27 protein-coding genes and 1 other annotated feature are annotated in these 26,911 nt (G+C 39.4%); of the genes, 11 read left to right on the top strand and 16 right to left on the bottom strand.

From position 1 onward, the window contains the following. The 10 genes from ELQ35_RS11945 to queF form a co-directional block, all read right to left on the bottom strand. A complete protein-coding gene (locus ELQ35_RS11945) occupies positions 1–1,005 on the bottom strand; it encodes a zinc-dependent alcohol dehydrogenase (RefSeq protein ID WP_126865045.1) in 1,005 nt (334 codons plus the stop codon). A gap of 11 nt (positions 1,006–1,016) precedes the next feature. Further along, positions 1,017–1,721: an ABC transporter ATP-binding protein gene (locus tag ELQ35_RS11940; RefSeq protein WP_126865044.1), complete on the bottom strand. Its 705-nt coding sequence runs from the start codon at positions 1,719–1,721 to the stop codon at positions 1,017–1,019. Continuing rightward, on the bottom strand, positions 1,714–2,445 hold the full coding sequence (locus tag ELQ35_RS11935; RefSeq protein WP_246026054.1) for an ABC transporter ATP-binding protein: 732 nt from the start codon (positions 2,443–2,445) through the stop codon (positions 1,714–1,716). Before ELQ35_RS11935 ends, ELQ35_RS11940 begins: the two co-directional genes overlap by 8 nt. Then, complete coding sequence (locus ELQ35_RS11930; RefSeq protein ID WP_126865043.1) at positions 2,420–3,433, bottom strand: branched-chain amino acid ABC transporter permease; 1,014 nt, start codon at positions 3,431–3,433, stop codon at positions 2,420–2,422. Before ELQ35_RS11930 ends, ELQ35_RS11935 begins: the two co-directional genes overlap by 26 nt. Next, positions 3,430–4,314, bottom strand: coding sequence for a branched-chain amino acid ABC transporter permease (locus ELQ35_RS11925; RefSeq protein ID WP_126865042.1), 885 nt, complete (start codon positions 4,312–4,314; stop codon positions 3,430–3,432). Before ELQ35_RS11925 ends, ELQ35_RS11930 begins: the two co-directional genes overlap by 4 nt. Before the next feature lie 141 nt (positions 4,315–4,455). Further along, positions 4,456–5,697, bottom strand: coding sequence for an ABC transporter substrate-binding protein (locus ELQ35_RS11920; protein ID WP_126865041.1), 1,242 nt, complete (start codon positions 5,695–5,697; stop codon positions 4,456–4,458). A 27-nt stretch (positions 5,698–5,724) separates the two neighbouring features. Continuing rightward, a complete protein-coding gene (locus tag ELQ35_RS11915; RefSeq protein ID WP_185861749.1) occupies positions 5,725–6,960 on the bottom strand; it encodes an ABC transporter substrate-binding protein in 1,236 nt (411 codons plus the stop codon). Positions 6,961–6,981: 21 nt separating this feature from the next. Beyond that, positions 6,982–7,740, bottom strand: coding sequence for an SDR family NAD(P)-dependent oxidoreductase (locus tag ELQ35_RS11910; protein ID WP_126865039.1), 759 nt, complete (start codon positions 7,738–7,740; stop codon positions 6,982–6,984). After that, entirely contained in the window at positions 7,727–8,899 is a 1,173-nt protein-coding gene (locus tag ELQ35_RS11905; RefSeq protein ID WP_126865038.1) for an iron-containing alcohol dehydrogenase, read from the bottom strand. Before ELQ35_RS11905 ends, ELQ35_RS11910 begins: the two co-directional genes overlap by 14 nt. A gap of 574 nt (positions 8,900–9,473) precedes the next feature. Further along, positions 9,474–9,983, bottom strand: a complete 510-nt coding sequence (queF, locus tag ELQ35_RS11900; protein ID WP_126865037.1) for a preQ(1) synthase — start codon at positions 9,981–9,983, stop codon at positions 9,474–9,476. Positions 9,984–10,170: 187 nt separating this feature from the next. Here queF and ELQ35_RS23105 point away from each other — a divergent pair, with 187 nt between their 5' ends. The 6 genes from ELQ35_RS23105 to qoxD all read left to right on the top strand — a co-directional run bounded on the left by ELQ35_RS23105 (position 10,171) and on the right by qoxD (position 15,144). Further along, positions 10,171–10,359, top strand: coding sequence for a transporter substrate-binding domain-containing protein (locus ELQ35_RS23105; protein ID WP_425466821.1), 189 nt, complete (start codon positions 10,171–10,173; stop codon positions 10,357–10,359). 168 nt (positions 10,360–10,527) lie between these two features. Beyond that, complete coding sequence (locus ELQ35_RS11890) at positions 10,528–10,662, top strand: BA3454 family stress response protein (RefSeq protein ID WP_126865036.1); 135 nt, start codon at positions 10,528–10,530, stop codon at positions 10,660–10,662. A gap of 654 nt (positions 10,663–11,316) precedes the next feature. Continuing rightward, a complete protein-coding gene (gene qoxA, locus ELQ35_RS11885; protein ID WP_126865035.1) occupies positions 11,317–12,246 on the top strand; it encodes a cytochrome aa3 quinol oxidase subunit II in 930 nt (309 codons plus the stop codon). Between the two features lie 71 nt (positions 12,247–12,317). Next, positions 12,318–14,264, top strand: a complete 1,947-nt coding sequence (qoxB, locus tag ELQ35_RS11880; RefSeq protein WP_126865034.1) for a cytochrome aa3 quinol oxidase subunit I — start codon at positions 12,318–12,320, stop codon at positions 14,262–14,264. Beyond that, a complete protein-coding gene (gene qoxC / locus ELQ35_RS11875; RefSeq protein WP_126865033.1) occupies positions 14,264–14,860 on the top strand; it encodes a cytochrome aa3 quinol oxidase subunit III in 597 nt (198 codons plus the stop codon). Before qoxB ends, qoxC begins: the two co-directional genes overlap by 1 nt. A gap of 2 nt (positions 14,861–14,862) precedes the next feature. Next, positions 14,863–15,144, top strand: coding sequence for a cytochrome aa3 quinol oxidase subunit IV (gene qoxD, locus ELQ35_RS11870; protein WP_126865032.1), 282 nt, complete (start codon positions 14,863–14,865; stop codon positions 15,142–15,144). A 24-nt stretch (positions 15,145–15,168) separates the two neighbouring features. Here the strand turns inward: qoxD and ELQ35_RS11865 are convergent, their stop codons facing one another. Then, positions 15,169–15,423, bottom strand: a complete 255-nt coding sequence (locus ELQ35_RS11865) for a hypothetical protein (RefSeq protein WP_307365186.1) — start codon at positions 15,421–15,423, stop codon at positions 15,169–15,171. A 248-nt stretch (positions 15,424–15,671) separates the two neighbouring features. Between ELQ35_RS11865 and ELQ35_RS11860 the strand changes: the two genes are divergently transcribed. Then, positions 15,672–16,031 carry a hydrolase gene (locus tag ELQ35_RS11860; RefSeq protein WP_126865031.1) on the top strand — a complete coding sequence of 120 codons (360 nt, stop codon included), beginning with the start codon at positions 15,672–15,674 and terminating at the stop codon, positions 16,029–16,031. 163 nt (positions 16,032–16,194) lie between these two features. Here the strand turns inward: ELQ35_RS11860 and ELQ35_RS11855 are convergent, their stop codons facing one another. The 5 genes from ELQ35_RS11855 to ELQ35_RS11840 all read right to left on the bottom strand — a co-directional run bounded on the left by ELQ35_RS11855 (position 16,195) and on the right by ELQ35_RS11840 (position 21,990). Then, positions 16,195–16,851 carry an amino acid ABC transporter permease gene (locus tag ELQ35_RS11855; protein ID WP_126865030.1) on the bottom strand — a complete coding sequence of 219 codons (657 nt, stop codon included), beginning with the start codon at positions 16,849–16,851 and terminating at the stop codon, positions 16,195–16,197. Positions 16,852–16,919: 68 nt separating this feature from the next. Next, positions 16,920–17,735, bottom strand: a complete 816-nt coding sequence (locus tag ELQ35_RS11850) for a basic amino acid ABC transporter substrate-binding protein (RefSeq protein ID WP_126865029.1) — start codon at positions 17,733–17,735, stop codon at positions 16,920–16,922. Between the two features lie 328 nt (positions 17,736–18,063). Continuing rightward, a complete protein-coding gene (locus ELQ35_RS11845) occupies positions 18,064–20,787 on the bottom strand; it encodes a dynamin family protein (protein ID WP_126865028.1) in 2,724 nt (907 codons plus the stop codon). A 230-nt stretch (positions 20,788–21,017) separates the two neighbouring features. Next, positions 21,018–21,185, bottom strand: a complete 168-nt coding sequence (locus tag ELQ35_RS22615; protein WP_185861748.1) for a hypothetical protein — start codon at positions 21,183–21,185, stop codon at positions 21,018–21,020. 169 nt (positions 21,186–21,354) lie between these two features. After that, positions 21,355–21,990: an exonuclease domain-containing protein gene (locus ELQ35_RS11840; protein WP_126865027.1), complete on the bottom strand. Its 636-nt coding sequence runs from the start codon at positions 21,988–21,990 to the stop codon at positions 21,355–21,357. A gap of 195 nt (positions 21,991–22,185) precedes the next feature. Then, positions 22,186–22,435 (top strand) — a binding site (T-box leader). 53 nt (positions 22,436–22,488) lie between these two features. Here ELQ35_RS11840 and brnQ point away from each other — a divergent pair. The 4 genes from brnQ (at position 22,489) to ELQ35_RS11820 (ending at position 26,768) form a co-directional block, all read left to right on the top strand. Next, complete coding sequence (gene brnQ / locus ELQ35_RS11835; protein WP_126865026.1) at positions 22,489–23,823, top strand: branched-chain amino acid transport system II carrier protein; 1,335 nt, start codon at positions 22,489–22,491, stop codon at positions 23,821–23,823. A 128-nt stretch (positions 23,824–23,951) separates the two neighbouring features. Next, on the top strand, positions 23,952–24,578 hold the full coding sequence (locus ELQ35_RS11830) for a flavodoxin family protein (protein WP_126865025.1): 627 nt from the start codon (positions 23,952–23,954) through the stop codon (positions 24,576–24,578). A 570-nt stretch (positions 24,579–25,148) separates the two neighbouring features. Next, on the top strand, positions 25,149–25,649 hold the full coding sequence (locus ELQ35_RS11825) for an ABC transporter substrate-binding protein (RefSeq protein ID WP_246026053.1): 501 nt from the start codon (positions 25,149–25,151) through the stop codon (positions 25,647–25,649). Continuing rightward, on the top strand, positions 25,650–26,768 hold the full coding sequence (locus tag ELQ35_RS11820; RefSeq protein WP_126865024.1) for an ABC transporter substrate-binding protein: 1,119 nt from the start codon (positions 25,650–25,652) through the stop codon (positions 26,766–26,768). It abuts the gene before it with no gap. The last annotated feature ends 143 nt before the right edge of the window (positions 26,769–26,911 follow it).

Genomic DNA, 26,911 nt, shown 5'->3' with positions numbered 1-26,911 from the left:
TCATTTGTTTATAGCTAACATTGGCTTCAGTACTACTTGATTCAGACCGTCTTCAAAAGCTTGTGCTACCTCTGCTAATGGATAGATTGTCATAACGTCTATCAATTTTTCTGATAATGAATCTAAAACAGAAAATGCCATACTATAATCGTCAGGATTACATCCATAGCTTGTTATGATTGATACCTCACTTCTTACTAATTCCGTTAAGAAGAGGGTTGTTTCATGTTCATACAGTGCAACAAAAACCGCTTTTGCACCTTTTTTCAAACTACGGAATCCTGATTTCACCGCTGCGTTAGATCCGGAACATTCAAATACAATGTCCACCTTTTCTTCTAAATTCCCTGATTCAACAATGTGTGGTATGACTCCGAATGTCCGGCATTTTGATAATCTGTTTTCATAATCCTGTTGAAGACCAGACAAAATAACTTTTGCACCTTGCTGAGCGAGAATTACACTTACAAAAAAACCAATAATTCCTGGACCTTGAACAAGTATTGTATCGTTTTTAGATTTTTCTCCTGCTTGGCGTACAGCATGAACAGCGATTGCCATCGGTTCACTTAACGCAGCTAAATGGAGGGGCATCCCATCTGGAACTTCCCTTACATATTGCGCTTTTGTCTTTACAAATTGTGCCATGCCACCATCAAAGTGAAGACCAATTACTTTATTTTGAGTACATATCGATTTGCGCCCGTTAAGGCAGTTTTCACATTGGCCACAGTAATTCATTGATTCAACGATGACGTTTTTTCCTTTTAAATGAGAAAGTGAAGCATCAAAACAATCAACGACACTCCCGGAAAATTCGTGGCCTAGAATGATCGGTTTTTTCACAAATTCATAGCCTTTTGAATGATTAAATGCATGAAGATCACTTCCGCAAACACCACAGTATTCTACCTTAACGAGCAATTCCTCACTGCTCAATCTTGGCAGATCTTTTTCTTGAAGAATAATTTCTCCAGCATTTTCTGTCTTAATGGCTGCTCTCATACATGACACCTCTACATTCCAAGGTAGGCTTTTTTCAAATGTGGATCGTTAATTAATTCTGTCGCATTTCCGGACAATGCTAATCTTCCATTTTCCAGTACATAGGCATCGCTGGCTATGGCCAATGATTGCTGCACATTTTGCTCCACTAGTAAAATCGTAATTCCAGTATTTCGTATATTTATTAAATCCTTTATTAACTGCTGAACTAAGATGGGAGCTAATCCAAGTGATAGCTCATCAATGATTAATAGTTTTGGATTGGCCATTAATCCTCTAGCAATCGCGACCATTTGTTGCTGTCCACCACTCAAATCCCCTGCCATTTGACTTTTTCTTTCTTCTAAAATTGGGAACAAGTCGTACACGAAGCGGAGATTTTTTTTGAAATCTTTTTTCGCTCGTTTAGAATAAGCCCCTAATTCTAGATTTTCTTGAATAGGCATATAGTTAAAAAGCTTTCTTCCTTCTGGTACTTGAATAATTCCTTCTTCAACAATTTCATGTGGGCTCATTTTGTGAATTTCTTTATCAAATAATGTTATTTCTCCGCTCGAAATTTTTTCGATTCCAGAAATAGCATTAATTGCACTTGATTTTCCCGCCGCATTTGCTCCTAATAATGCAGCAATTTGGCCTTCTTTAATTTCAAATGACAAGTCCCATAAGGCTTGGATTTCGCCGTAGAATAAGTTTACGTTTTGTAATTTAAGCAAAGCTCAATTCCTCCCCAAGATAAGCTTTAATTACTTCTGGATTGTTCGTAATTTCTTTCGGTGTACCCTCTGCAATTTTCTCACCATGATGAACTACGACGATACGATCGCAAACATTCATGACAACTTCCATAATGTGCTCAATAAGAATGATGGTAATTCCACTTTCTCTTAACCCCTTGATCATCGGCAGGATTTCTTTCACTTCACTTGGATTCAAACCAGCCATAACTTCATCCAACAGAAGCAAGGTTGGCTGCGTTGCCAATGCTTTAGCTACTTCTAGACGCTTTTTATCTGCGATGGTTAAGCTTTTGCCGATTTGATCTTTCTTTTTATCTAAACCAACCTTTTTCAATATTTCCAGGCTATATTCTCTTGCTTCCTTTGTACTAGATGCTTTGTTGAAAGCTCCAACCATAGCATTTTCTAGTACAGAAATATTGCCAAACGGCTTAACGATTTGATAGGTTCTACCAATTCCTTTTTTGCAAATAACATATGGCTTTTGGCTTGTAATATCTTCATTATTAAATACTACTTGTCCAGATGTTACCGGAAGTGAGCCAGATATAAGGTTAAACAACGTCGTTTTACCTGCACCGTTCGGACCAATAATCCCGACGATCTCATTTTCATTTACATCAAATGAAACGCCATTTACTGCTTTTAATCCACCAAAATGTTTTGAAACTTCTTTAACCTGAATAATCAACTTTTTCACCGTCCTCCACTTTGATGTTCTTTTTATTCAAGCCTTTCAGTTTTTTAGGAATGCTTTTTAGAATTGGAAGCAATCCATTCGGCAAGAACGATACGATTAGAATTAATACAACACCATATATTAAATAATTCATTCCGCTTAATGAAGGGAAAGAAGAACGTAAAAGTTCATTTAATGGGATGATGATAAAAGCACCTAAAACCGGTCCGAATACTGTTCCAACCCCGCCAATGATCGCAATCAAAGCAATTTCAATCGAAAAGTTCATGTTGAAAACAGAGATAGGTTCAAAAAACAACATATACTGAGCGTAAAATACACCGGCAATACCAGTCATTCCAGCGCTTATTACCATAGCAATCATTTTATATTTCGTTACATGTATTCCAAGTGTTTCAGCACCATCTTCATCCTCACGAATAGCTTTCAAGTAATAACCAACCTTTGTTTTATCTACCCAAATCGCAATGGCTATACTAATCACAAATAAAACTAATACTACGAAATAGTAGGCACTGTATTCTCTAAAGATTAGGTTTGCAAAACTTGGCTCAAATCGAATATTAACTCCAATCGCTCCTTTTGTTACGTCTCTGAAATATAGCGTCAAGTGGCGAATAACTTCTGCAAATGCAATAGTTGTTAGAGTAAAATATGTTCCTCTTAATCTGAAAGCAGGCCAGCCGATCAATATACCAACCACGATGGATATCACTGCTGCTATGATGAATCCCAACCAAGGACTAACACCGAAATTTAGATATAAAAGGGTTGAAGTGTAAGCACCTATTCCGAAAAAGATCGCATGGCCGAGTGATAATTGACCACCATATCCGCCTAAAATATTCCACGACCCCGCAATAGTTGCATACAATAAAATGAGAATAAAAATATTTAAATAGAATCTATTTGTAACAACAAAGGGAGTTACTACTAGCAAAATACCAAATAAAAACAAAAATTTTTGTTTAGATAATAGTTGCATCATTTCAAGCCAACCTCCTCTGCTCCTTTGCCAAGACTAAATATACCGGAAGGGCGAACCAGTAAAACCATAATAAAAATCACAAAGTATATCGCTTCTTTTAGACCTGGATCAAAGATAACACCGGAAAGAGCTTCCACTAATCCAATAATTAACCCACCGAAGAATGCACCGAACATACTTCCCATTCCACCTAATACAACGACAACGAACGCAATTAGTATGAATGATGCACCAATTGTTGGGTAGACCGAGTAAATCGGCATGAGCAAAGCACCCGCAAGACCTACCAGGCCTGATCCGATTCCGAAAGCTAAAAGATAAATTCTTTTTACGTTAATCCCCATCAAGAAAGCGGCTTGTTTTTGCATAGCAACAGCCCGGATGGCTTTTCCAGTCAAGGTTTTTTGCAAAAAAAGATATAAAACAACAGCTACCCCAACTGCAGCTCCGAATGCAACTAATCTCGGAATACTGACTGCAAGTTCTCCAATATTAATAACTGATGTTTGATAACTTGTTTTAACAGAAAGATGATTCGCACTTAATGTCATTAAAGCAAGATTTTGAAGGGCTATCGATAATCCTAAAGTTGCAAATATTTTCGTTGATGCAGGTGTATCTAAAATTGGCTGAATCATAAATCTCTGAGTGAGTACACCAAGTAAAAATAGACAAATGATTACTAGAATGGCAGATACATATGGATCTAAGCCCATCGTCGTGTAAAAAAGAAAGCTTATATACATGGCAATCATAAGCAGCTCACCATGAGCAAAGTTTACGATCCTTACAACCCCAAGAATTAAGTTCAAGCCCATGCTGATTAATGAATAAATCCCACCTAATAAAATCCCTGATATAAGTGTTTGAACTATTGTCATATTTACACCTCTCTGTTTGATAATAAAAAGAGAAACTTCTATGAGGTTAACCTATAAGTGCCCGGCACCCTTTTCTAAGGGTGCCACACTCTTAATTTTGGGATATCCTTTTAGATTCTTGATTTCATAAAAACTATTATTTTATTTATTCGCTATTTGAGGTTCTTCTACAGCTACGTTTTCCGGCCAAACTGTCTTAAGCTCTCCATTGAGCCACTGATGGACGTATGGTTGACCCAGCTTGTTTTGCCCGGTATCCTGATCGAATTCTACTCCCCAGCCAGTAACTGTTGATCCAGGGTCAGCAGTATATTTCAAAGCTTCTTCTTTTAATTTATCAGGATCAACTTCGCCTACTTTATCCATTACGTCTAGTACTATTTTCATTCCCATATAGTTTGTTAAAGAATGTCCAGAACGTGGGTCTTCACCATACTTTTCTTTATACAGCGCCATAAATTCTTCAATTCCAGGCGTAGCTTCGCGATTAATTTGGTATTGCGGGAAATCAATATTTAAAATACCGTTTGCTTTTTCTCCCATTGCATCTTCAAAATCAGTCATCGTATGACCGCCACCAGAGCCGACAAATACAGGAACCTTCAGTCCTAACTCTTCACTTTGCCTAGCAAGAAGGACAGCATCATTTAAGTAAGAAACAGCTATCAAAACGTCTGGTGCAGCTTTTTTAAGGTTTAAAACTACTGAACTTAAATCATTTGAAGCAGCACTGTATGCTTGTTTTGTTACAACATTAATTCCTTCTTTTTTTGCTAGTTTAGCAGCTTCATCCGCAATCGTTGTTCCATACGTAGAATCTTCGTACGCAAGACCAACCTTGATATCTCCTAGCTCTTTACCAAGTTTTTTTGTAACAATTTCTTTTATGAAATCTACATGAACCTTAGAAAAATAAGAAGCCGGTGGATTTGTGCGCACAACATATTTGTATTTACGGTCTGTTATGGTATCAGACACGGCACCAAGTTCCCAGTACAACACTCCACTTCTTTCAGCTACTTCACTTGCTGCAAAAGCAATAGAGCTTGAATATGATCCGACAATGGTTTTTATGTTTTCTTGATTAATTAAACGATTCGCTTCTGCTTGAGCAGCATCAGCATCAACTGCATCTCCCTTAACAAGTTCAATTTTCTTTCCACCTGCTATACCGCCATTTTTATTTGCTTCTTCAATAGCAAGCTCAGCACCCCGAAAACTCTCTTCGCCAAGAAGTGCCAATCCACCTGATAAAGGATATAACGCACCAACTTTTAATGTTCCCGATTTACCACTTCCTTCACCATCACCACTTGCCCCGCCTGAGCAGGCTGATAAAAGGAGAAGAAATCCTACCATAATAACGCTTGCAACTTTCTTCAAGAAATTTCCCCCTCATTTGATAAATAATTATTTGTTAAGCTGTGGTTCCTGAACAGACACTTTTTCTGGCCATACAGCTAAAAGCTTTCCGTCAGTCCACTGATGCACATATGGTTCACTTAGCTTGTTTTGTCCTGTTTCTGGATCGAATTCTACACCCCATCCAGTTACAGTTTGTCCTGGTTCTGCCTTATAATTAATGGCTGCATCACGTAATTTATCAGGGTCCATCTCCCCAACCTCATCAATTACATCAAGAAGGACATTCGTTCCCATGTAGTGCACCAAAGAGTGTCCAGAGCGAGGATCTTCACCATATTTTTCTTTATAAAGCTTCACAAAATCTTTCATTCCGGGTGTGAATTCTTGGTTAATATGGTATTGTGGAAACGCAACATTAAAAAAACCATCTCCTATGTCACCAACACCTTCTATGAAGTCAGCCATATCATGGCCTCCGCCTGAGCCAACAACAACCGGAACTTTTAACCCTAATTCTTGACTTTGTCTGTGTAGCAGAATGCCGTCATTTAAATAAGAAACTGCAATGAGTACATCTGGCTCAGCCTTTTTAAGGTTCAGAACTACAGAACTTAAATCGTTTGATGCAGCACTATATGGCTGGATTGTTACGACGTTAATGCCTTCTTTTTCTGCTAGTTTCTCTGCTTCATCTGCAATTGTTGTTCCATAAGATGAATCCTCATGGGCAATCGCTACTTTTATATCGCCTAAGTCCTTCCCAAGCTTATCAGCCACATAATTTTTGATAAAATCAATGTGAGTTTTTGATAGATAGGATGCTGGAGGATTCGTACGTAACACATATTTGTATCCCCGGTCCGTAATAGAATCAGCAACGGCACCATACTCCCAGAACAAGACACCATTTCTTTCAGTCACTTCACTAGCTGCCTGCGCGACGCCAGAAGAATAAGAACCGACAATTGTCTTAATATTCTCTTGATTAATCAAACGGTTTGCTTCCGCCTGTGCAGAGTCAGCATCTGGAGCGTCCCCTTTAACGAGTTCAACTTTTTTACCGTCTGCTATTCCACCGTTTTTGTTTCTTTGTTCAATTGCAAGCTCCACTCCGCGATAGCTTTCTTCACCTAGTAGCGCTAGACCTCCGGATAATGGAAAAATTGCACCGATTTTTAACGTGTCGGAGCCTTTGTCATCACCACTTGCCTGATCTGATCCGCCGCAGGCAGTCAATAGTAATAGAAAACCTACTATTACTAGAGAAAAAATCTTCTTCATAAATTGAACCCCCATAAATAATTAACTGCTTAACCAGCCGCCATCGACATAAATCGTTTGGCCGGTAACATAATCGGAAGCATGCGAAGCTAAGAAAATTGCAGCTCCTTGTAGTTCTTCAACTTCACCGGTTCTTCTTAATGGAATACGAGATTTCATCCACTCTACTCTTTTCTCGTCCGCAAAAAGACTTTTCGTCATTTCTGTTTTGAAATAGCCCGGACCAATTGCATTGACTAAAATTCCATCCTCTGCAAACTCTACTGCCAACGATTTGGTTAATTGAGATATTCCACCCTTACTTGCAGCGTATGCAGACATGTTCGGAAAAGCTATTTCACTAGTTAGTGAAGCTATATTGATGATTTTTCCATATCTTTGTTCCTTCATGTATGGGATAACAGCCTGTGATGTAAATACTGCTGTTTTCTGGTTGATATCCATCACATAATCCCAATCCTCTTCGGTTACTTCTAAAAACGAAAGCCGTTTATTTGTTCCAGCACCATTCACTAAAATATCAATTTTTCCTTCTTGATTCACGATATCTTTTACAAAACCAGTTATATCGTCTGCATTTCGTGCATCCACTGCAGAATAATAAGCCCTTCTTGAAAAACCAGTTATCGTGTCTGCAGTTTCTTTTAGTTCGCTTTCTGTTCTGCTCGTGATAGCTACGTTAGCACCTGCTTCAGCCAGTGCTAACGCAATAGTCTTGCCAATTCCTCGTCCTCCTCCCGTAACCAACGCCGTTTTTCCGCTCAAATCAAACAACTTCAACTAAAGCACCTCCGATTGATTTACGATATAGCGCAACCACATCTTCATATGTAGTGATTCTAGGATTTGCTGCAATATTTCCACTTAACATTGCATCCTTTGCCATACGGTCAATCTGAGAATCATCAACTTTGAACTCTGCAAAAGTTGTAGGAATTCCAATATCCTTTGAAAGCTTTTTAACAGCATCTACAGCAGCTACTGCTCTATCCATTAATGTCAAACTTTCAAGGTTTTCTCCCATATCTTCCGCAATATCACTAAACAGTTCCGGTACAGCCAGAGAGTTAAATTCCATGACATGCGGAATCAAAACCGAATTAGCAACTCCATGGGGTACTCCATAAATCGCACTTACCGGATGACTTAATGCATGGCAGTTTCCCAAACGTGTATTGTTGAATGCTAGCCCTGCTAAAAGGCTTCCCATCAGCATATTATCCCTTGCCACCATATTATCCCCGTTGTATACCGCCTGGCGGAGATGAGAACTAATTTTTCTGATAGCTTCCCTTGCCAGCGTCTTTGAAATAGGGGTCGCCATTTTTGAGGTATAGGATTCGAGTGCATGAACAAGTGCATCCAATCCAGTAGAAGCTGTTATATGAGAAGGCAAAGATTTTGTTACCAATGGATCAACTAATGCCCACTTAGGCGCCAACCTAATTCCTCCGACAGTGAGCTTATACTGACGTTCTTCATCGGTAATAACCGTAAAAGTAGTGACTTCACTAGCAGTACCCGCCGTTGTAGGGATGGCCACAAGTGGCAATAAGTCATTTGAACAAGTATCAATTCCTTCATAACCGGCAATAGAACCACCATTAGTAGCTAATAGACAAACTGCTTTGGCAACATCAATGGAACTGCCACCTCCCATGGCCACAACTACATCTGCATTGATTTGCTTCAATGCCAGCATCGCATCATCACAATTTGTCACAGTGGGATTTGGTTTTGTCTCATCAAATATCGCATAATGAATGCCATCTAACTGCCTTGTAAGCTGGTCAATCAAACCAGTTTTGACGATGCCTCCATCTGTGATTATTAATACATTCTTAAAACCTTGAGCATCAATAATTTCTCTTAATTGATTAGCAGCCCCCATTCCATAAGTAATTTGGGTGGGGTTTTTAAAAAAACCTAAATTGTTCATTCAATGTTTCCTCCTATCTTGTTTTAAAATTCATATTTAATTGCCCTTATGTAATCGCCTTCATTTCTAAGATGAAGTATGATAGAAGCAATACAAATAAAAGCACGGTAAATCGTTATACCGATATTCATGTGTGAAACTTTTGGATGGTTTCTGTAATGAAACCCATTGCAGTAAGCTCTATTCTTCAAACAGTAGTTACTGATCAAAAAGGATTCCGTTCTATATCCCCCTTTTTTCTATATAAAGCTAAAAATATAAGTCTTATAATTTATATATGCAAAAAGCGTGCCAACATTAAAAGTAGAGAAATCTATACTTCTTTTAGCTTTATATAACGGTTAGTTTATAACTTAAGTTTTTTTGTCGATTTTTAAAACGTATAAAAAAAACACACTTTAGAAAAAGTGTGTTTTTTTTATACATTTTACTATTATGCGTACTCTTATAATCTACTGCATTGTCGCACGGTACTGCCTCTCGTTTACATCTTCCAGTTGTCTGAAAAGCTGAAATAAATATTCGCAATCGATCCCGGAAGGAAAGTAACGGCATTTAATAGAGAATTCTTTTCCTAACGGTTATCTATTTTTTCCGGATACAAATCATGGTTCATCAAACGGTATTCCGCCATTTTTTCATATTTAGTGCCCGGCTTGCCGTAATTCGTATACGGATCAATCGAGATACCGCCCCGAGGGGTGAACTTCCCCCAGACTTCAATATAGCGAGGATCCATCAGTTCAATCAGGTCATTCATGATGATGTTCATGCAATCCTCGTGGAAGTCACCATGATTGCGGAAGCTGAATAAATAGAGCTTGAGCGACTTACTTTCTACCATCCTATGGCCGGGAATATAGCTGATATAAATCGTCGCAAAATCCGGCTGGCCCGTCTTTGGGCATAGGCTGGTGAATTCCGGACAATTAAACTTCACAAAATAGTCCCGGTTTGGATGTTTATTGTCAAACGTTTCCAAAATTCCAGGCGAATATTCAAATACATATTTTGTCCCCTGATTCCCAAGCAGTGTTATGTCCTGCAAATCCTCATCTTTTCTCTCATCTTTTCTTCCAGACATAAAAAAACCTCCTTTTTTACACAAGAGAGGCAATAAACTCATAAAAAGGCTCGAAACAGAAAAACCATACCTCATCAAGATATGGTTGATTCGTTCCCTATCAAAGCCATAGTTTTTTATAGAGGGTGATTGCTATGAACCTCTCCCGCTCAATTATCATTTTGTCTTGATTACTATAGTTAAAAAAGTGGTACTCTGTCAATGGATATTTTCGATAAAAGTGACGGGTTTTGATATTGAAATAACTCAAGAGGTATTTAAACGTCTCGATTTTAAACCTAAGTTCGTTGAAACAAAATGGGATGGAATGATTGCCGGTCTTGGCGCCAAACGTCATGGTCGTCAAAAAAAAAACATCGTACGCTGCAGTTTTTAAATAAAGTTAATGCAAAATAAGACTCTGGAAACAACATTTCCAGAGTCTTATCTTTTCCAGCCTGTTATTCCAATCTTTTATGTTTGAAACTCTACAAAAGGGGTATAAATAATAATATTGTGCAAGAAATTTTCATAAGAATAGTTTTATAGAAAGGATGATAAAAACATGATTCAAGTCACTGTAAAAATCGATTATTTAGGAAAGAGTTATCAAACGAACGTAATTGCGGAACATGGGGATACTGAAGACGAAATTTTCCGTAAAGCTTTCGAACAAGTTCAAAAACAATGGACCAATTAGAGAAGCAGGAAACCTGATTGAAGGTACCTGCTTCTTTATTATTTAAAGCTAAATTATCTGAAGCAATAAAATCACCATTCGATTCCGATTATTGTTTTCCATCCACAGCAATTTGATTTTCTCCTTCTAAAAATGTCGCAATCCCCATTTCGTTATAGAAGCTAATAAATTTATCTTCCACAACTTCCAATTTATTCAGATAAATAGTATTAATCGGATAGTTTAGCGGCAATTCCTTTAGGATTTCAATAACGAACAAGGCCTAATGTAAAATGCCATCCCATAAACTATTTAGATTTCAGATAAAATTCAGGAACGAACTTAACAGGTGTTTTTCTTTGATAATGAAGGTATTTAATAGATCATCTATCAAAATCCTTATATTAAAATAAAATCCACTTGCGAAAAAACCATAAAACCCGTTTACCCATTTTTTTGTTTCCTTCCAGCCATCGACTAACCAATCATGAACTTTTTGTGACATACACAATTTTCATTTGAGTTTTTACATACATGGTACTAAGATAGACGTATAGTTTGAGAAGGAAGGATTTTTGGTTCTACGTTCTCAAAAGTGTTTGTGAAATAATTAACAAAATGTTCACATTTGGTATTTGACTTTATTTTTTCATTAATTAAGAAAGGGGTACTTTCATGAAAATAAAATGGGCTTTATTAACAATAGTTTTTACTGTAATCACAGTGCTTACAGGTTGTGAACCACTAATGGTTTTAGATCCTAAGGGGCCTCAAGCCGAAACGCAAGCCAATGACATTATGTTATCGATTGGGATCATGTCGTTTATTGTCATTGTCGTTTTCGCACTTTTAGCATTTGTGTTAATAAAATACCGTGCGTCCAAACAAAGTAAAGATTATGAACCGCCTCACATGGAAGGGAATGTGATTGTTGAAGCGATTTGTGTGGGGATTCCAGTTTTAATCGTCGCTTTCCTTTCATTTGTTTCTGTACAAAGCAACTATAAGGTTGAAGCAACACCGAAAGGATATGAAGATAAAGAACCTTTAGTAATTTATGCTTCTTCATCTAATTGGAAGTGGCATTTTAGTTATCCAGAAGAGGGTATCGAAACAGTTAACTACTTAAATATTCCAACAGACCGGCCGCTTGAATTTAAACTTTATTCCTACGGACCAATCACTAGTTTCTGGATTCCGCAACTTGGGGGACAAAAATACGCGATGAGTGACATGGTTAACACGTTACACTTAGGGGCTGACGTTCCAGGGGAATTTATGGGACGAAATGCAAACTTTAGTGGTAAAGGGTTCGCTGAAAATACGTTCGATGTCGAGGCAATGCCTGAAGCTGAATTTGACGAATGGGTAGAAGAAGTGAAAGAAACGGCTGAACCAGTGACTGAAGAAAAATTCGATGAGTTATTAGAACCTGGTCACCTTGGGCGGATGACGTTCACCGGAACTCATTTAGAATTTAATCCACCTCCGACAGGACATAATCATGGATCAAGTGACTCTGATGAACATTCAGAAGATGAACATACTGAACATCAAGAATCAAGCGATTCAGATGAAAAAGAAACAGAACACAATAATCATTAATATACTTCGAGTTTTATAACAACTAGATTACATGAATAGCAATATACTTCCCGAAAGGAGTCACAAAAAGTATGGATTACTTTGATCGATTTGCCATACCTCATCCAAGTCCTGTGATTTACGCGTCGATGGTTGCCATTGGTATTACTGTTCTCGCAATAATCGCCGGCTTAACATATTTTAAAAAATGGGGCTATCTATGGCGTGAATGGTTAACAACAGTAGATCATAAACGGATTGGTATTATGTATCTGATATCCGCTTTGCTGATGCTATTCCGCGGTGGTGTTGATGCTATAATGTTGCGTGCCCAACTTTCCGTGCCTGAAAACAAGCTGCTGGATGCACAACATTATAATGAAATTTTCTCAACGCACGGGGTCGTCATGATCCTCTTTATGGCAATGCCATTCATCATAGCCCTAATGAACTTCGTTGTTCCATTACAAATTGGAGCTCGTGACGTAGCGTTCCCACGTTTGAATGCCCTAAGTTTTTGGTTATTCTTCATGGGTGCGATGCTATTCAACATCTCTTTTGTAGTTGGGGGTTCTCCTGATGCGGGCTGGACTTCTTACTTCCCGCTCGCAGGTAACGAATTTAGTGAATCAGTCGGAACGAATTATTATATGATAGCGATTCAGATTGCTGGTATTGGTACATTAATGACTGGCATTAACTTTATGACTACCATTCTCAGAATGAGGGCACCTGGTATGACATTAATGAAAATGCCAATGTTCACCTGGTCTTCCCTCATCACTAACCTTATCATCGTTTTTGCTTTTCCTGTATTAACAGTGACGCTTGCGATGGGTACAATGGACCGGCTATTTGGAACAAACTTCTTTACAACGGATAATGGCGGTATGGATATGCTTTGGGCGAACTTGTTCTGGGTTTGGGGACATCCTGAAGTTTATATCTTGATTCTTCCGGCATTCGGTATTTATAGTGAGGTTATCTCAACCTTTGCACGCCGCAACCTATATGGTTATAAATCAATGGTTGCCTCCATGGTTGCAATTTCATTCCTTTCGTTCCTGGTATGGGCGCACCATTTCTTTACAATGGGACAGGGAGCACTTACTAACAGTATCTTCTCGATTACAACCATGGCGATTGCCGTTCCGACCGGGGTTAAGATCTTTAACTGGCTGTTAACGCTTTGGAAAGGGAAAATTGTTATTACAACTCCAATGCTTTATTCATTGCTATTCATTCCGCTTTTCACACTCGGCGGAGTTACCGGAGTTATGCTTGGAATGTCAGCAGCTGACTACCAATACCATAATACGATGTTCTTAGTGGCTCACTTCCACATGGTCATCATCCCTGGTGTTATATTCGCTATGCTGGCCGGACTCACTTACTATTGGCCAAAAATGTTCGGTTTCATGCTGAATGAAAGAATCGGGAAATGGGCAGCATGGTTAATCGCTATCGGTACTCTCGTAGCATTCATGCCAATGTTTTTCTCAGGGCTGGATGGTCAAGCACGCCGGATGTACACATACTCTGAATCAACTGGATTTGGAATATATAATATGATTTCGTTTATCGGGGCACTTGTGCTCGCAGTCGGTTTTGTATTAATCGTCTACAACATCTACTACAGCACTCGTTACGCTTCAAGGGATATCAGTTCTGATCCATGGGATGCACGTTCTTTAGAGTGGGCTACTCATACTCCGGTACCGGAATATAACTTTGCGATTTTGCCACAAGTTAATTCAACTGAAGCACTATGGGATGCCAAGAAAAAAGGCCATGTTTTATTCAAAGGTGAATATGAAAAAATTCATATGCCAAATAACAGCGGCGTACCGTTTATCATGGGTTGTATCTTCTTCGCATGGGGGTTTTCATTTGTATTCGGCATGTGGATTCCTTTAATCCTTACAACAATCGGAATATTTGCTTGTATGGCTCTCCGTTCGTTCGAGAAAGATCACGGCCGTTATATCTCAGTTGAAGAAATAGAAGAGACAGAAACAAAATTGCGAGGTGCTAACTAATGAAAATAGATAACTCGCTGCCACTTGAATATAGTACGGAAGAAAACCGTTTAAAAGTCTTGGGTTTCTGGATTTTCCTGGGCGCCGAAATAATGCTTTTTGCAACGCTTTTCGCGACATATTTCACACTGTTTGATCGTACGGCAGGCGGCCCTACTGGAGCGGAGATTTTCGAAATCACTCCAGTGCTAATTGAAACGATCTTGCTTTTAACAAGCAGTTTTACCATCGGACTTGGAATTCATGCGATGCGTCTCGGCAATAAGAAAGCGATGTTGTCATTCTTCGCGATCACACTTCTTCTTGGTGCAGGATTCTTGGGATTTGAAATTTTTGAGTTCGTTACGTATGTTCATGAAGGGGCAGGACTGCAAACCAGTGCGTTTACATCTATCCTATTAACAACATTAGGAACACATGGAGCACACGTTACACTTGGCCTTTTCTGGGGATTATTCATCATCCTTCAGGTGAAAAAGCGCGGATTGACTCCTGAAACAGCTAATAAATCATTCATCTTCTCTCTTTACTGGCATTTCCTAGATGTAGTTTGGATCTTCATCTTCAGCTTCATCTACCTGAAAGGAATGATGTAAACATGAAAGAATTATTCCCGCCCAAACAAGTAATGGGCTTTGTACTTTCACTTACCCTGACTGTAGTCGCTCTTTCGGTTTACTTCTTAAACATGTCATTTGCAGTAGGCATGACGGTTCTTCTTGTAACAGCATTCGTACAAGCAGGCCTTCAACTGGTTGTATTTATGCATGCCGGTGAATCTGAGGATAAAGCGGCAATCTATACGAACGTATATTACGGATTAGCCTTAGCTCTAATTACCGTCTTCGGTACATTACTAGCCATGGTCTGGGATATGTAATACGATGTGTATCAAAAGGAGCGCCTATAATGGCACTCCTTTTTTTGGTTTGATTGGAGCTATATTAATTCCTTTATATCTTTTCTTAAGCATTTCTTCCGTCGCCACAAAGAACACACCCATTAGAAAGATAAAAACAGCACCCATAATCGTTCCAATGCCAATTGGAGTCAAAATGCTGTAACCGCTTTCAAAAAAACCTATCAAAAAAATAAAGATTCCGATTGTAAGTACCGTTCCACCAACATACTTCACAGCATTTAGTATTTTCACTTCCATTTCAATCATCCTCCTTTTTATATATTATTCATCTAGTTCACAAAATTGTCAAACTTTTTCTGTTATCTTCACACAAATTTTCTTGACTTTCACTTAGTGCATTGGATTGTTAGAGACGGATTCATCTTGTTCTTTCTCTAGGGAAAAACCGTTTTTTCACGAATTAAATAGTCATTAGAGGATTCAAGGGTTAATCCTTTTGCATTTGTGGTAAATTAAACAATAAATAGCGGATAGGAGTGGAGATTATGGAATCGATGAAAAATACGTACTACGTCGACCTCGTCAGCGGCGATGTTCTGGACCGCCCTGGTGTGGAAGAAAATCCAAGTTTTAAAATAGAGGCCACTGATGAAGAATTAAACAAGCTAAAGGGCTTTTTAAACGAAAGTGATAAAGCTGATATGCAAGCATATGTTCGTTCACATATTCCATTTCGTGAATATCATAAGGATCCTCAAAACGATCGATACGATGAATCGATAAAAAAAATTTATGCGATGATTCATCAATTGGGTGATGCCGAAGCAAAGCGTTTCATTGAAAAGATAGGAATCCTTGAAGAAGACAAATCGCAGCAAGATGAAGAAATCGAACATTTTAAGTAAGCAGCCGATCTTTTAAAGAAAGGTTGAAGAGACACGGATTTTTGTGTCTCTTTTATTATAGAATCAGTAAAAAGTGGTTTATAGTAATTTCACCAATCGTTTGATTAATAGAAAACATAATATTTCAATGACTTGTTTTGTAAGGGAATAAGTTGAAAAGCTATCATTCCGTTGCCAGCCTTCTTTCTAAGCGGTGTAATAAGAAGCTTAAGGAAAGTGTCAAAATCAAATAAATTACTGCAGCTGTTAGGTACGGTTCCCATACCCGGAAGTATTGCCCGTTCATGGCCTGTCCCCAATACATAATCTCAGGTGCAGCCACAATTGAAGCCAGCGAAGACTCTTTAATTAATACAATGAATTCATTTCCGAGCGGCGGAATCATTCGTTTGAACGCTTGCGGCAAAATAATATATCTCATTGATTGGACGTGGTTCATCCCGAGCGAACGGGCCCCCTCCATTTGCCCTCTATCAATGGAAAGGATTCCTGCACGGAAAATTTCAGCGATATAGGCAGCCGCATTTAAAGACAGGGTAATGATAGATGCCAAGATTCCATTCGTGTTCCCCGTAAAAAGCGGGACGACCGCAAAATGTATCAGCAAGATCTGGACCAATAACGGCGTTCCCCGAAAAATCGTTATGTAACATTCAAACGGAAATGCCAGCCATTTATTTTGCATCATTTTCCCTAAACCAATCAATAAACCAAGCACTGTACCTATTACGATTCCGGCCAAAGACAGGCCAATCGTCAGCAATGTTCCCTCCAATAAGAAAGGAGCATATTCGGCGATAATATCAAAGCGAAAATCCATCAATTTACTCCCCCACATAAGTAAAAATTGCGTAACACATTATTGGGTTACGCAATTTAGCTTTTTTCTTATTGCTGTTCTTTTAGTTTATCTAGATCGGGTTCGACTTTAAACCACTTTTTATAAATCTCCGTATACTTTCCATTATCGATGATCTTTTTAGTAGCTTCATCGAAATCCGCCTTCACGTTGCTGCCTTTAGGAAGCATTAGTCCATAAAATTCCGCCTCAAAGGCTTTGCTATCCTCAATTACGACTAATTTTTGCTTAGGGTTGTTCTTGGCATATTCCTCAATCACCGTATTGTCGGCAACAACGGCATCTGCTCCGCCTTTGGTAAGCTCGAGAATGGCCAGGTTGTTGTTTTTAAATTTTTTGATATCCTTGCTGTTTTTGCCTAATAACTTTTCAGCAGATGACTGTCCGGTTGTTGCGTTCTGGACAGATACCGTTTTCCCTTTAAGATCTTCAGCTGATTTAATATCACTGCCCTCGGGAACTAAAATTTTATTAGTTGACAAGAAGTAAGGTACGGAGAAATCGTACGTTTGCTTCCGTTCGTCATTGATTGTAATCGCAGACATACCCATGTCAGCGCTTTTATTCTTCACTTCTAAAAATAAAGGATCCCAGCCAACGTTCTCTATTTTCACATCATATCCGGCTTCTTTTGCGACAGCGTTCACAAAGTCAACATCGAATCCAACAATTTTGCCCCCATCCATATACTCAAATGGGGCATAATTGGCATCTGTCACAACCCGGACGGATTTCTTCTCTGTATCAGAGCCGCCCTGTCCATCACCTGTCGTCTTTTCTGCCCCGCAGGCCGCCAAGACAAACACAAATACCATGGCCATTACTAATCCTGATAGCTTTTTCATAAAGTACCCCCTAATTTTATGCTTGCATAAGTCTTTCAACAATTCAGTATATTTAAATAAAAATATTATATCACGTTTTTTCACTCTTGCAATCAATGAAAAGAGGAAACTATAAGTTAATACTATATTAAAAATAATTTGAAGGATAGGCATTGACGGCAATTAAAAAAGCAGGGCTCTACTTTTAGAGCCTGCCAGTCTGTTTAATTTAATGCTTTTTGTCTATTTGCAGAGAATATGGCAATCAACGTATTTTGTGAAAACTAGGCGAACATCGAAATAATAACGATTCATTTGACAACGAAGCAACAGATCCAACTGAAAGGTCCTATTTCCCGGCATTCAGCATCCATTCATATTGGCGGAGCTGCACTTCGAACAGACTAATCGGGTCGCGGTATATTTCCGGCTTTTCTCTCATTTTATCAAGAGCTTCCTTGCCTTCCTTAATCTCCAAATGAGACTGCTCAACAGCGTGGTTCAGAACGCTTAGTGGATCTCTGAAGAATAATGTTACATCCCGGTCCAAGGATTTTTCAAACAGTTCAAACTGAGAAAGGAATTTACCCGTAATCGATTCGCTCACATCATCATAGTCCTGTGTCTCCAGAAACTTCTTGTATCTTGTATATAACGCGGTTTTGTTTTGAGAAAGAGCGCCAAATAGCTTCCCGGCACTTTTCAGCAGCAATTGTGACGGGGTATTGCGCATGAGAATGTTTACCTCGTCAATATGCACCCCGCTTGTCATGCGATCGGCATCCCGGTACCAATCACCAAGCACCTTGAAGTCACATTCTAATTGCATTCTCTCGTCTCCATACATTGCATTGAACCCATCGCTCAATTCTGTTAAATAGGTTTGGCTTTCGACAAACTCTTCTTTCGAAACGGAAATCCATTCCTGAAGAGACGCATAGAACTTCGGCAGCACGGTATCGTTTACGTATTCCTGGATTCGCTCATTCATGGCCTCATTTAAGTCGATATGCACCCTGCGGAAATCACTGTCTTCCTTAAGCAGCCCGGTACAGCTACGGATAATTTCGGGTATATTCGATGCCATGTCTTTTTTCACATCTTCTTTTATTATACGATAAGACTTTTTAATACCCCGTGTATTTTCCTTTTCTAAGTCATTCACCTGATTGATTGCCCCATTCAGTTTGACCGTCATTTCTTCATTCCAATTGATGGAGTCTATCAGCTGGGTTTCCATCTCCATTCGTTTTTCCAACAGGTATGTCAATGTTTTACGGATAAAATATAAAAGCTTTTCAGCCCGTTCTTCTTCGATATTTCCTGTCTGGAAGTTCGAAGTAAGGAATGTGCCTAAATCGTTCAACTGTTTACTGCTGTTATAATGTGCGGAAAAGGCGAATAGATTCGCTTTCGGTAAATAAGAGTGGATTCTTGCGGACGTATCTTCCAAAATTCGAACGGTGTCCTGCTCGTTATAGACCTTATCGACCTTATTTAATAGGAAATGAATCTGCAAATAAGGCGCCTGCCTTTTTATATCAAGGAGCATATCTCGCTCCCGGTCTGTAAATGGCACCTGGGCATCGAGTACGAAAACCAGGCCATCGGCAGCATTCAACAGATTGAAGACCTCATTCCTCACCGGATGGCTGCCGTTTAGTCCCGGAGTATCAATCAGCGATAATCCATGTTCCTGTAAAAATCCAGATGGGAACTTAACTTCAAAAAGCGATTCCCATTGATGGCGATTTAAAGCGATGCTTTCTAAATCCGAAACAGCTTTTATCTCATCATCGGTAATCTCGGTGATTTCGGCCTGTTCGCTATCTTTAACCATAATGAAGGCAGATGTTCCATCATCGATAATTTTCTCACCGAGCAACGTATTCAAGAAGGACGATTTACCTGTGCCGCTCGTTCCTACTATTAATAGATGTTTTGTCTGTAAGTCCATAAGTTCCCGGATCATCCACTTATTTTTTTCGCCCGTATCTAATTCGTGCTTTTCAGCCCATTCCGCAATCGATTGATACAATGCACTGCTTTCTTGTAAAGAATTGATATAATTCTTAGAATTCATCAGCAGGTTTTCTGCGTCACTTATTGCAAGCGAATGAATGCTTTCCGGGAATATCTCATTCCAGGACAGAACCGCAGCAGCTGCATAAAGGGAATGCGTTTGGTCAGCAAGCTTGAGCCAGTTCGAAAGTAGAGGGGGTATGGTATCCTGTACTTCTTTAATGAAATAATGGCCGCCAATCAATTCAAGGTACGTATCTTTATACACTTGTGACAGGCCTGAATAAGTATCATACGGCCCAACTTCTGCCTGCAAAAAGAAATGGTTAATTGATGTCAGCCACGAGAAATAAACTTCCTGCTTTTTGTAAAGGCTCCAAAGCGATAACACAAGCCTCTCCAAGCGGGCTTGATCGACGTTGAATACCGTCAGCAGCACTTGCGAAAAATACTCGGGCGGCAGTTCCTCCGTATAGCCCTTATCGACATAATCATGCAGAATATCAAACCATTTTAGGGATTCAGTACGAATACTTTCGTTAACTGCAAGCTCGATTGCACTGCTGTAATCCTGTTTTTCCTCAAAAAACGCACGCGCCACTCCTGTAACATTGGGGTAATCAGGATGGAAGGACACTACATCCTTGATAGTACGTGATGCGAGGTCAAACCTTTTTTCTTCTATGTATAATGAAAATAATTGAAGTGCGACCTCCGCCCTCAGAACCAGTTTTTCTGTTGAAATCGACTTATACATTTCTTCCGCTGTCGGCAGGATTCCTAACTCATAATAAGCATCTGCCATATTCTTTTTAGCCCACGGCTCCAATTCACCAATGATACTTCCCCATTTAAAAATCGCTGATTCATAATCTTTATAATGGAAATAAACCTCGCCCTGCGCATAACGGACAGGCGATAGCTCCGGAACATCATTCTTCTGTTCCGCTAAAAAAGCCTCTCCAAGTATTTGGATTGGATTGGCCGCAGCATCCGATTCCAGCAACGTCTCATAGAACTTCTTTGCAATCAAAGTATTTTCTGAAGTCATTTCTGCCACCACCGTAATATATTTGAAAGTAATGTTTATCCGAAAAGAAAAGATGCAGCACACATTCTTTTTTATCAAAAAACGAACAATCTCTAACTTATTATTTTAACAAACTATTTCACTTCTGCATTTATCCTCTGCAAAGCTGGACAAGCTCGTTAACTGCATAAGAAAAGAAGCTGTTTCCAGCTCCTGAAATTTATATAGAACTAAAGCAAAAGCACAATGTTCTATTGTGCTTGTTTTTCGCTTAAAAACTCTTTCATTTTTTCTGAATCAGATTGAACCTCGGATTCCCTTTCCCTCTTTTGTTCCTTTTGTTCGGGAACAGAAGCTATACGCTCCTGAGCATCAGCAATCCTCGTTAGTTGTTTTACGATTTCTTTTTCGTTTGACATCATAACATCCCCTTTTACCGTAATCAATCCTATTATAACATCATTTCTTATTCAACTAAACTGTCATTCAACTCCTGTATTTCCAGAACCCCACTATACTCTTTACGTTACTTTATTTTAACATAGAACCAAATTAAAATCCCTGAGAAATATCTGCAGGAATTTATGTTTACATTTCAAAATTAGAAGCTTTTCTTTTCGCCCAGCTCTCCCGTTTTACAGCTGGCTGGTATCTTCTCATATGGCCATATGTCAGGACTTCCTTGAGATAAGGTTCACCTTTCGGATTGGTCTTTTTAAGTAATTCCATTAAATATGTAATATCGTCCATCGCTCTATGAGACTGATGATTAGTTATCTTATGTGATTGCAGCAGTGTAAGAAGTTTACCATTAGCAAATCCATAGTTTTTCCAGGGAACGTTTCTCATCGTGCAGTACCATTTCGCATTATTCACTTCCGGGTACATATGATAGAGAAAGCTGCGGTCAAAGGAAGCATTATGAGCAAAAACGGCGTCTGCTTTCCCAAAATATCCTGTCACTTTATCATCCAAAAAGCTTTCGCCTTCGACTAATTCGTAGGGTATTCCATGAACCCGATAGGCATTTGCATAGTTTCTTTTTGCCGAGGAAGACACTGGTTCTCTTAAAAACGAATCTTGTTCGATAATCTCGATAATTTCTCCTGTATCCTGTTGAAAGGAAAATAATTTTACAGCCAGTTCAATGATCTCGTCAGTAGCAGGACCTAACCCTGTCGTTTCAACATCAACCATCAACCCGAGTTTTTTTTGTTGGGCCACATCCATTCTCCTCCGCGAAATATTGATAGTTGAATTTTAACAGATATTAGCAAGGTATGAAAACAAAACCTACTTTTGCGTCAATTATATAAATCTTAAAATTATGGTCTAAGTTTTCTTTATAAAAATAGAGTAATTTCAACTATCAAAATATATTGACATAGCTTTTTTTCTCTGCTAGATTATTTGTAATAATAAAAATCGATGACGAGAAGAGTAAGAAAAGATCCCAGTTCCACAGAGAATCGGTGTATGGTGAAAGCCGGTGTCCAGGACTTATCTGAAGATCATCTCTGAGATGCAAAGCTGAACATCAGTAAGCTTTGACGGGTTTTCCACCGTTACATTGGAACACGTATGATTGTACATTGACTGAGAGCCGCACATCAATTCATAAGGATGAGCGGAATAAGGGTGGTAACGCGAGCGCAAACTCGTCCCTATATATAGGGACGAGTTTTTTTATTTTGCAAAAACAATATGCGAGGAGAGATTACGATGAAAAGAAGGGACACCTTACTTATTGGCTTGATGTTATTTTCGATGTTTTTCGGTGCTGGAAATCTTATTTTCCCGCCTTTCTTAGGAGCTGAATCAGGAACTTCATACCCGCTTGCGATGGCCGGTTTTATCCTTACCGGTGTTGGGCTGCCGTTTGCTGTACTTTATGCTGTATCGCATGTAAAGGGCGGTGTTCAATCGATTGGCAATCGTGTTCATCCGCTATTCAGTACGATCTTTATGGTCGTTATTTACTTAAGCATCGGACCATTTCTTGCGATTCCGAGAAATGCCAATGTTGCCTTTGAAATGGGGGTTGCACCTTTCCTTGGCATCACAGCGAATTCATCTTTATTCTTGTTTTTATTCACGGCGCTATTCTTCAGCCTGGCATATGTAATCAGCTTAAACCCGTCTAAAATGGAAAAATATATGGGGCGTTGGATTACTCCTGTCCTGCTGCTTTCGATGGTCGTATTATGTGTAGTCGGATTTGTTAAATTAGACGCACCGCTCCAATCACCGTCAAAACAATATGAAACTGGAGCATTTTCTAAAGGCTTCCTTGAAGGCTACAACACAATGGACGCCCTCGCGGCGCTGGCCTTCGGAATTGTTATACTTACATCCATACAGCAAAGAGGTGTGCGCGATAGAAAGCAATTAACAAACTATACCCTGAAAGCCGGGTTGATCGCAGGAACATTGCTTTCACTGGTTTATATCAGTCTTGGACTGATAGGAGGGAAAATGGCTGCAACCGGCTCGTTTGAAGACGGGACAGACATCCTATCAGCTGCCTCCACCCTTTTGCTGGGACAAAGCGGCAAAACGCTGCTAGGCTTCATTTTCACGCTAGCTTGTTTTACAACCATCGTTGGGTTAACCACAGCCTGCGGACAATATTTTTCAAAGCTCATCCCGAAAGCAAGCTATAAAATGGTGGTCTTAGCCGTAACACTTGTAGGTTTCACTCTATCAAACTTAGGATTGGCTCAAATCCTTAAAGTATCAGTGCCATTCCTTGTCATGGCTTATCCATTAACCATTGTGTTAATCGCGCTAACGTTTTTCAACCGTTTCTTTAAGAATTCAAAAAAGGTATACGGCAGCGCTATCTTATTCACTGGCATTTTTGCCTTAATTGATGGCTTGAATGCCTTCGGTTTGAACCTGGGCCCGCTCCAAACCATGAGTGATATGCTTCCTTTTTCAGCAGTTGGACTTGAATGGATCATACCTGCGCTTATCGGCACAGGGATTGGAATGATTCTTAGCGGATTAAGCAAAAACGCTCCAGTAGCCGAGGAAGTAGATGTGAAAGTTTCGTAGATAGCGAACCAAAAAGGGATCAGGCCAGCGATACGGTGGCCCTGATCCCTTTCTTTGTGTTTATAGTTTTTAAGATTGAATAATAGGGAACATAGAGAGTAAATACAAAAGTAGGAGTGAAAATAATAATGAAGCTTAAAGCTCTTGTACTTAATTGTACATTAAAAAATAGCAGACATACCTCAAATACTCGCGCGCTGATTGATGAGGCCGTTAAAATTTTCGATGAGAATGGCGTAGTTACAGAAATTTTGACGATGGCGGATTATACGATAGGATATGGAATTACCGCTGAAGCCGTGGACGAGAAAGATGAATGGCCGGCCATTTTTGAGAAGGTGAAAGAAGCAGACATATTGATTATTGGTTCACCTGTCTGGCTTGGGGAACAAAGTAGCATTGCTACTTTACTTATTGAAAGACTGTATGGAGGAAGCAGCCTTACCAATGAAAAAGGCCAATATATCTATTACAATAAAGTTGGCGGTGTGGTCGTCACCGGAAATGAAGACGGAGCAAAACAAGTTTCCCGTTCGGTCATCTATGCCTTATCCCATATTGGGTTTACCATCCCGCCGAATGTCGATACCTATTGGGTTGGAGAAGCAGGACCCGGCCCATCCTTTATTGAAGCATCAGGGAACAAAAATGAATTTACAATGCAGCATGCAAAAATAATGGCCTATAACTTAATCCATTTTGCGAAGATGTTAAAGGAACATCCAATTCCAGCCGAGGGTAATGTGATTGAGTAGTGTGGAGCGTATTTTGGGACTGTTTCTGCTGAAAGCTCTTAAAATTTCGTAATAGCTCTTAAAATGTAGAATACAGCTCATAAATTTCTACAATAGCTCTTAAATCTTAATAATCGCTCATAAGTTGAAAAGGAGCTACTTATATTGGCTAAATATATAATATAACCACCCAATTTGATAGTAAAATAGATCATCTATTTACTGTTTCTCCTAATAGCTCTTAAAATCCAGAATATAGCTCATAAATTTCTACAATAGCTCTTAAATCTTAATAATCGCTCATACGTTGAGAAGGAGCTACTGTTTAAGCCAAATCATATAATATAAACACTCGTTTTGACAGTAATTAATAGAAGCGTCCACTTATGTGATAGTTTTAAAATATAGCTATTACACAAAAAACAGGGAAAATCTATAGATTTCCCTGTTCTTTTGTATTTGACACTTTTCCAATAATAAAATTCGCTTCAATATCTATATTACATGTGCGATGCGGCATGAATCCAGGATGCCATCCATATAGATGATAGTAGCTTCTGAAAACATAATTATAACGAAGGGGGAATTAAATTGAACGGGTTCGAAAATTTTCAGGGAGAACAGCCCGATCATTTTCCGGCAGGGATGATTCAGGTTGTGGACCCTTCTCCGTTAAATTGGTTGTTTGTCTTATATAACACAATGGAAGAACCGATTCGTTCTGACCCAGACGGCCATATCGTTCCTTCCTTAGCCACAGAAGCTTCCTGGTTTAACCCTCATACACTAGAGGTTCAATTAAGAAAAGGGGTTACTTTCCACGATGGAGCCCCTTTTACAGCAAAGAATGTTAAAGAAAGCTTTGATGAACTACAGCGTTGGACGGCTCCTCATCCGCCAGGGACCTGGTTGAATTTTGATAAAGGAGCGAAGTGTAAAGTGCTGGATGATTACACCGTCCATTTTACTTTCCCGTCTCCTGATGGTTTAGCCATCGGAAAAATGCGCGCTTTTCATATCGGAAATCAGTTATTTTGGAGCCAACTTGGATTCGGGTATGCCCGCAACGGCAGCGGCGAGGGCCATTGGTGAGTGCTTGATGCTTCGGGCCCGTGGGGTACCGCACCATTTATTTTATCTGAAGGTTACTCATCTATTGAGAATAAAATTGCAATTATAACCAGGAAGCCATTCGCTTGTACCTGGCTGACTGAAGCAGAAGATCGCACTTCAGTCGTGCGGCTCGAGGCAAATCCAAATTACTGGAACAAAAAACGGGGGCCGCGTATAGAGCGTGTTGTCTTCCGCAATGACCTGTCCCCTGAACAAGCGTTAGAACTTTGTACATCAACAGAAGGTCATGTGGACATTGTAACAGACGTAGAGCCTGCCGATGCGTCAGGTGTTGTTTCATCCGCATGCGCAAAGCTAATTTCCGTCGATGCTAATCAAGTTTTAGCCGGTACATTCAATCGATTTGCAAAGGATAGTAGTTTTCATGACAGGCGATTGAGAGAAGCATTCAATTTATCAGTGAATCGAGAAAATGTAATAGCAAAAGGATTTCTTGGTTATGCAAATACGATCGCTGCCATGACACCCTCATGGGCAAAGGACTTCCCTGAGGAACTCAAACCAAGACCCTATGATCCAGCGAAAGCACGGCAATTATTTAGAGAAGCTGGCGGCTGGCCGTCCGGTAGAGTATTAGAGATCGCTGCCACAGAAAAATATGGCTCTCCAGCCCGATTGATTGCAAACGATATTAAAAATGTGTTGAGAATTGACACAAAGGTAAAGATTATTCCCGAAAGCAGCAAAAACAAATGGCTCCGTGTAGCAGCAGAAAAGAAACTCCTCCCTAATTGGGACATCTTGTTAGTAGATACGTTTGCGTTGTTTTCAGAAGCCACACCCGCCTTCATCCATAGAGAATACTTTGGAGCAGACGGAGCATACCGCGCCGGACCTAAATTCGAAACATTTGATCAATTATATGCCCAAATGGCTTCCGAGACTGACCCTGATCAATTAATCTTGAAAGCCAAGCAGATTGATAGGTATGTATATCATGAATCCCTGGCGCTTTTCCTTATTGCTCCGAAAAAATTGTATGCAGTGAACCGTCATGTGAATTTTCAACCGTATCGATCAACTTTTGAGTTGGCAGAAACAGAAGTGAACAATCAACACTGGTCCAGACGCACTTAATACCTCAATAACAAAGACAGGAGCTCCCACCGGAGTTTCTGTCTTTTGAGATCTGTAAAAATGATAGCTTATTTTTTTCGGCTTTGTAGCTGTTTCATTTTTTCCCGCTTCACTATTTGCTTTAGATATTCCAAAAAGCAAAC

Source organism: Peribacillus cavernae (assembly GCF_003989135.1).
GTDB classification, from domain to species: Bacteria; Bacillota; Bacilli; order Bacillales; family DSM-1321; genus Peribacillus; species Peribacillus cavernae.
Note: the sequence above shows the minus strand (reverse complement) of the source record. Positions and strands in the feature narration are given on the sequence as shown.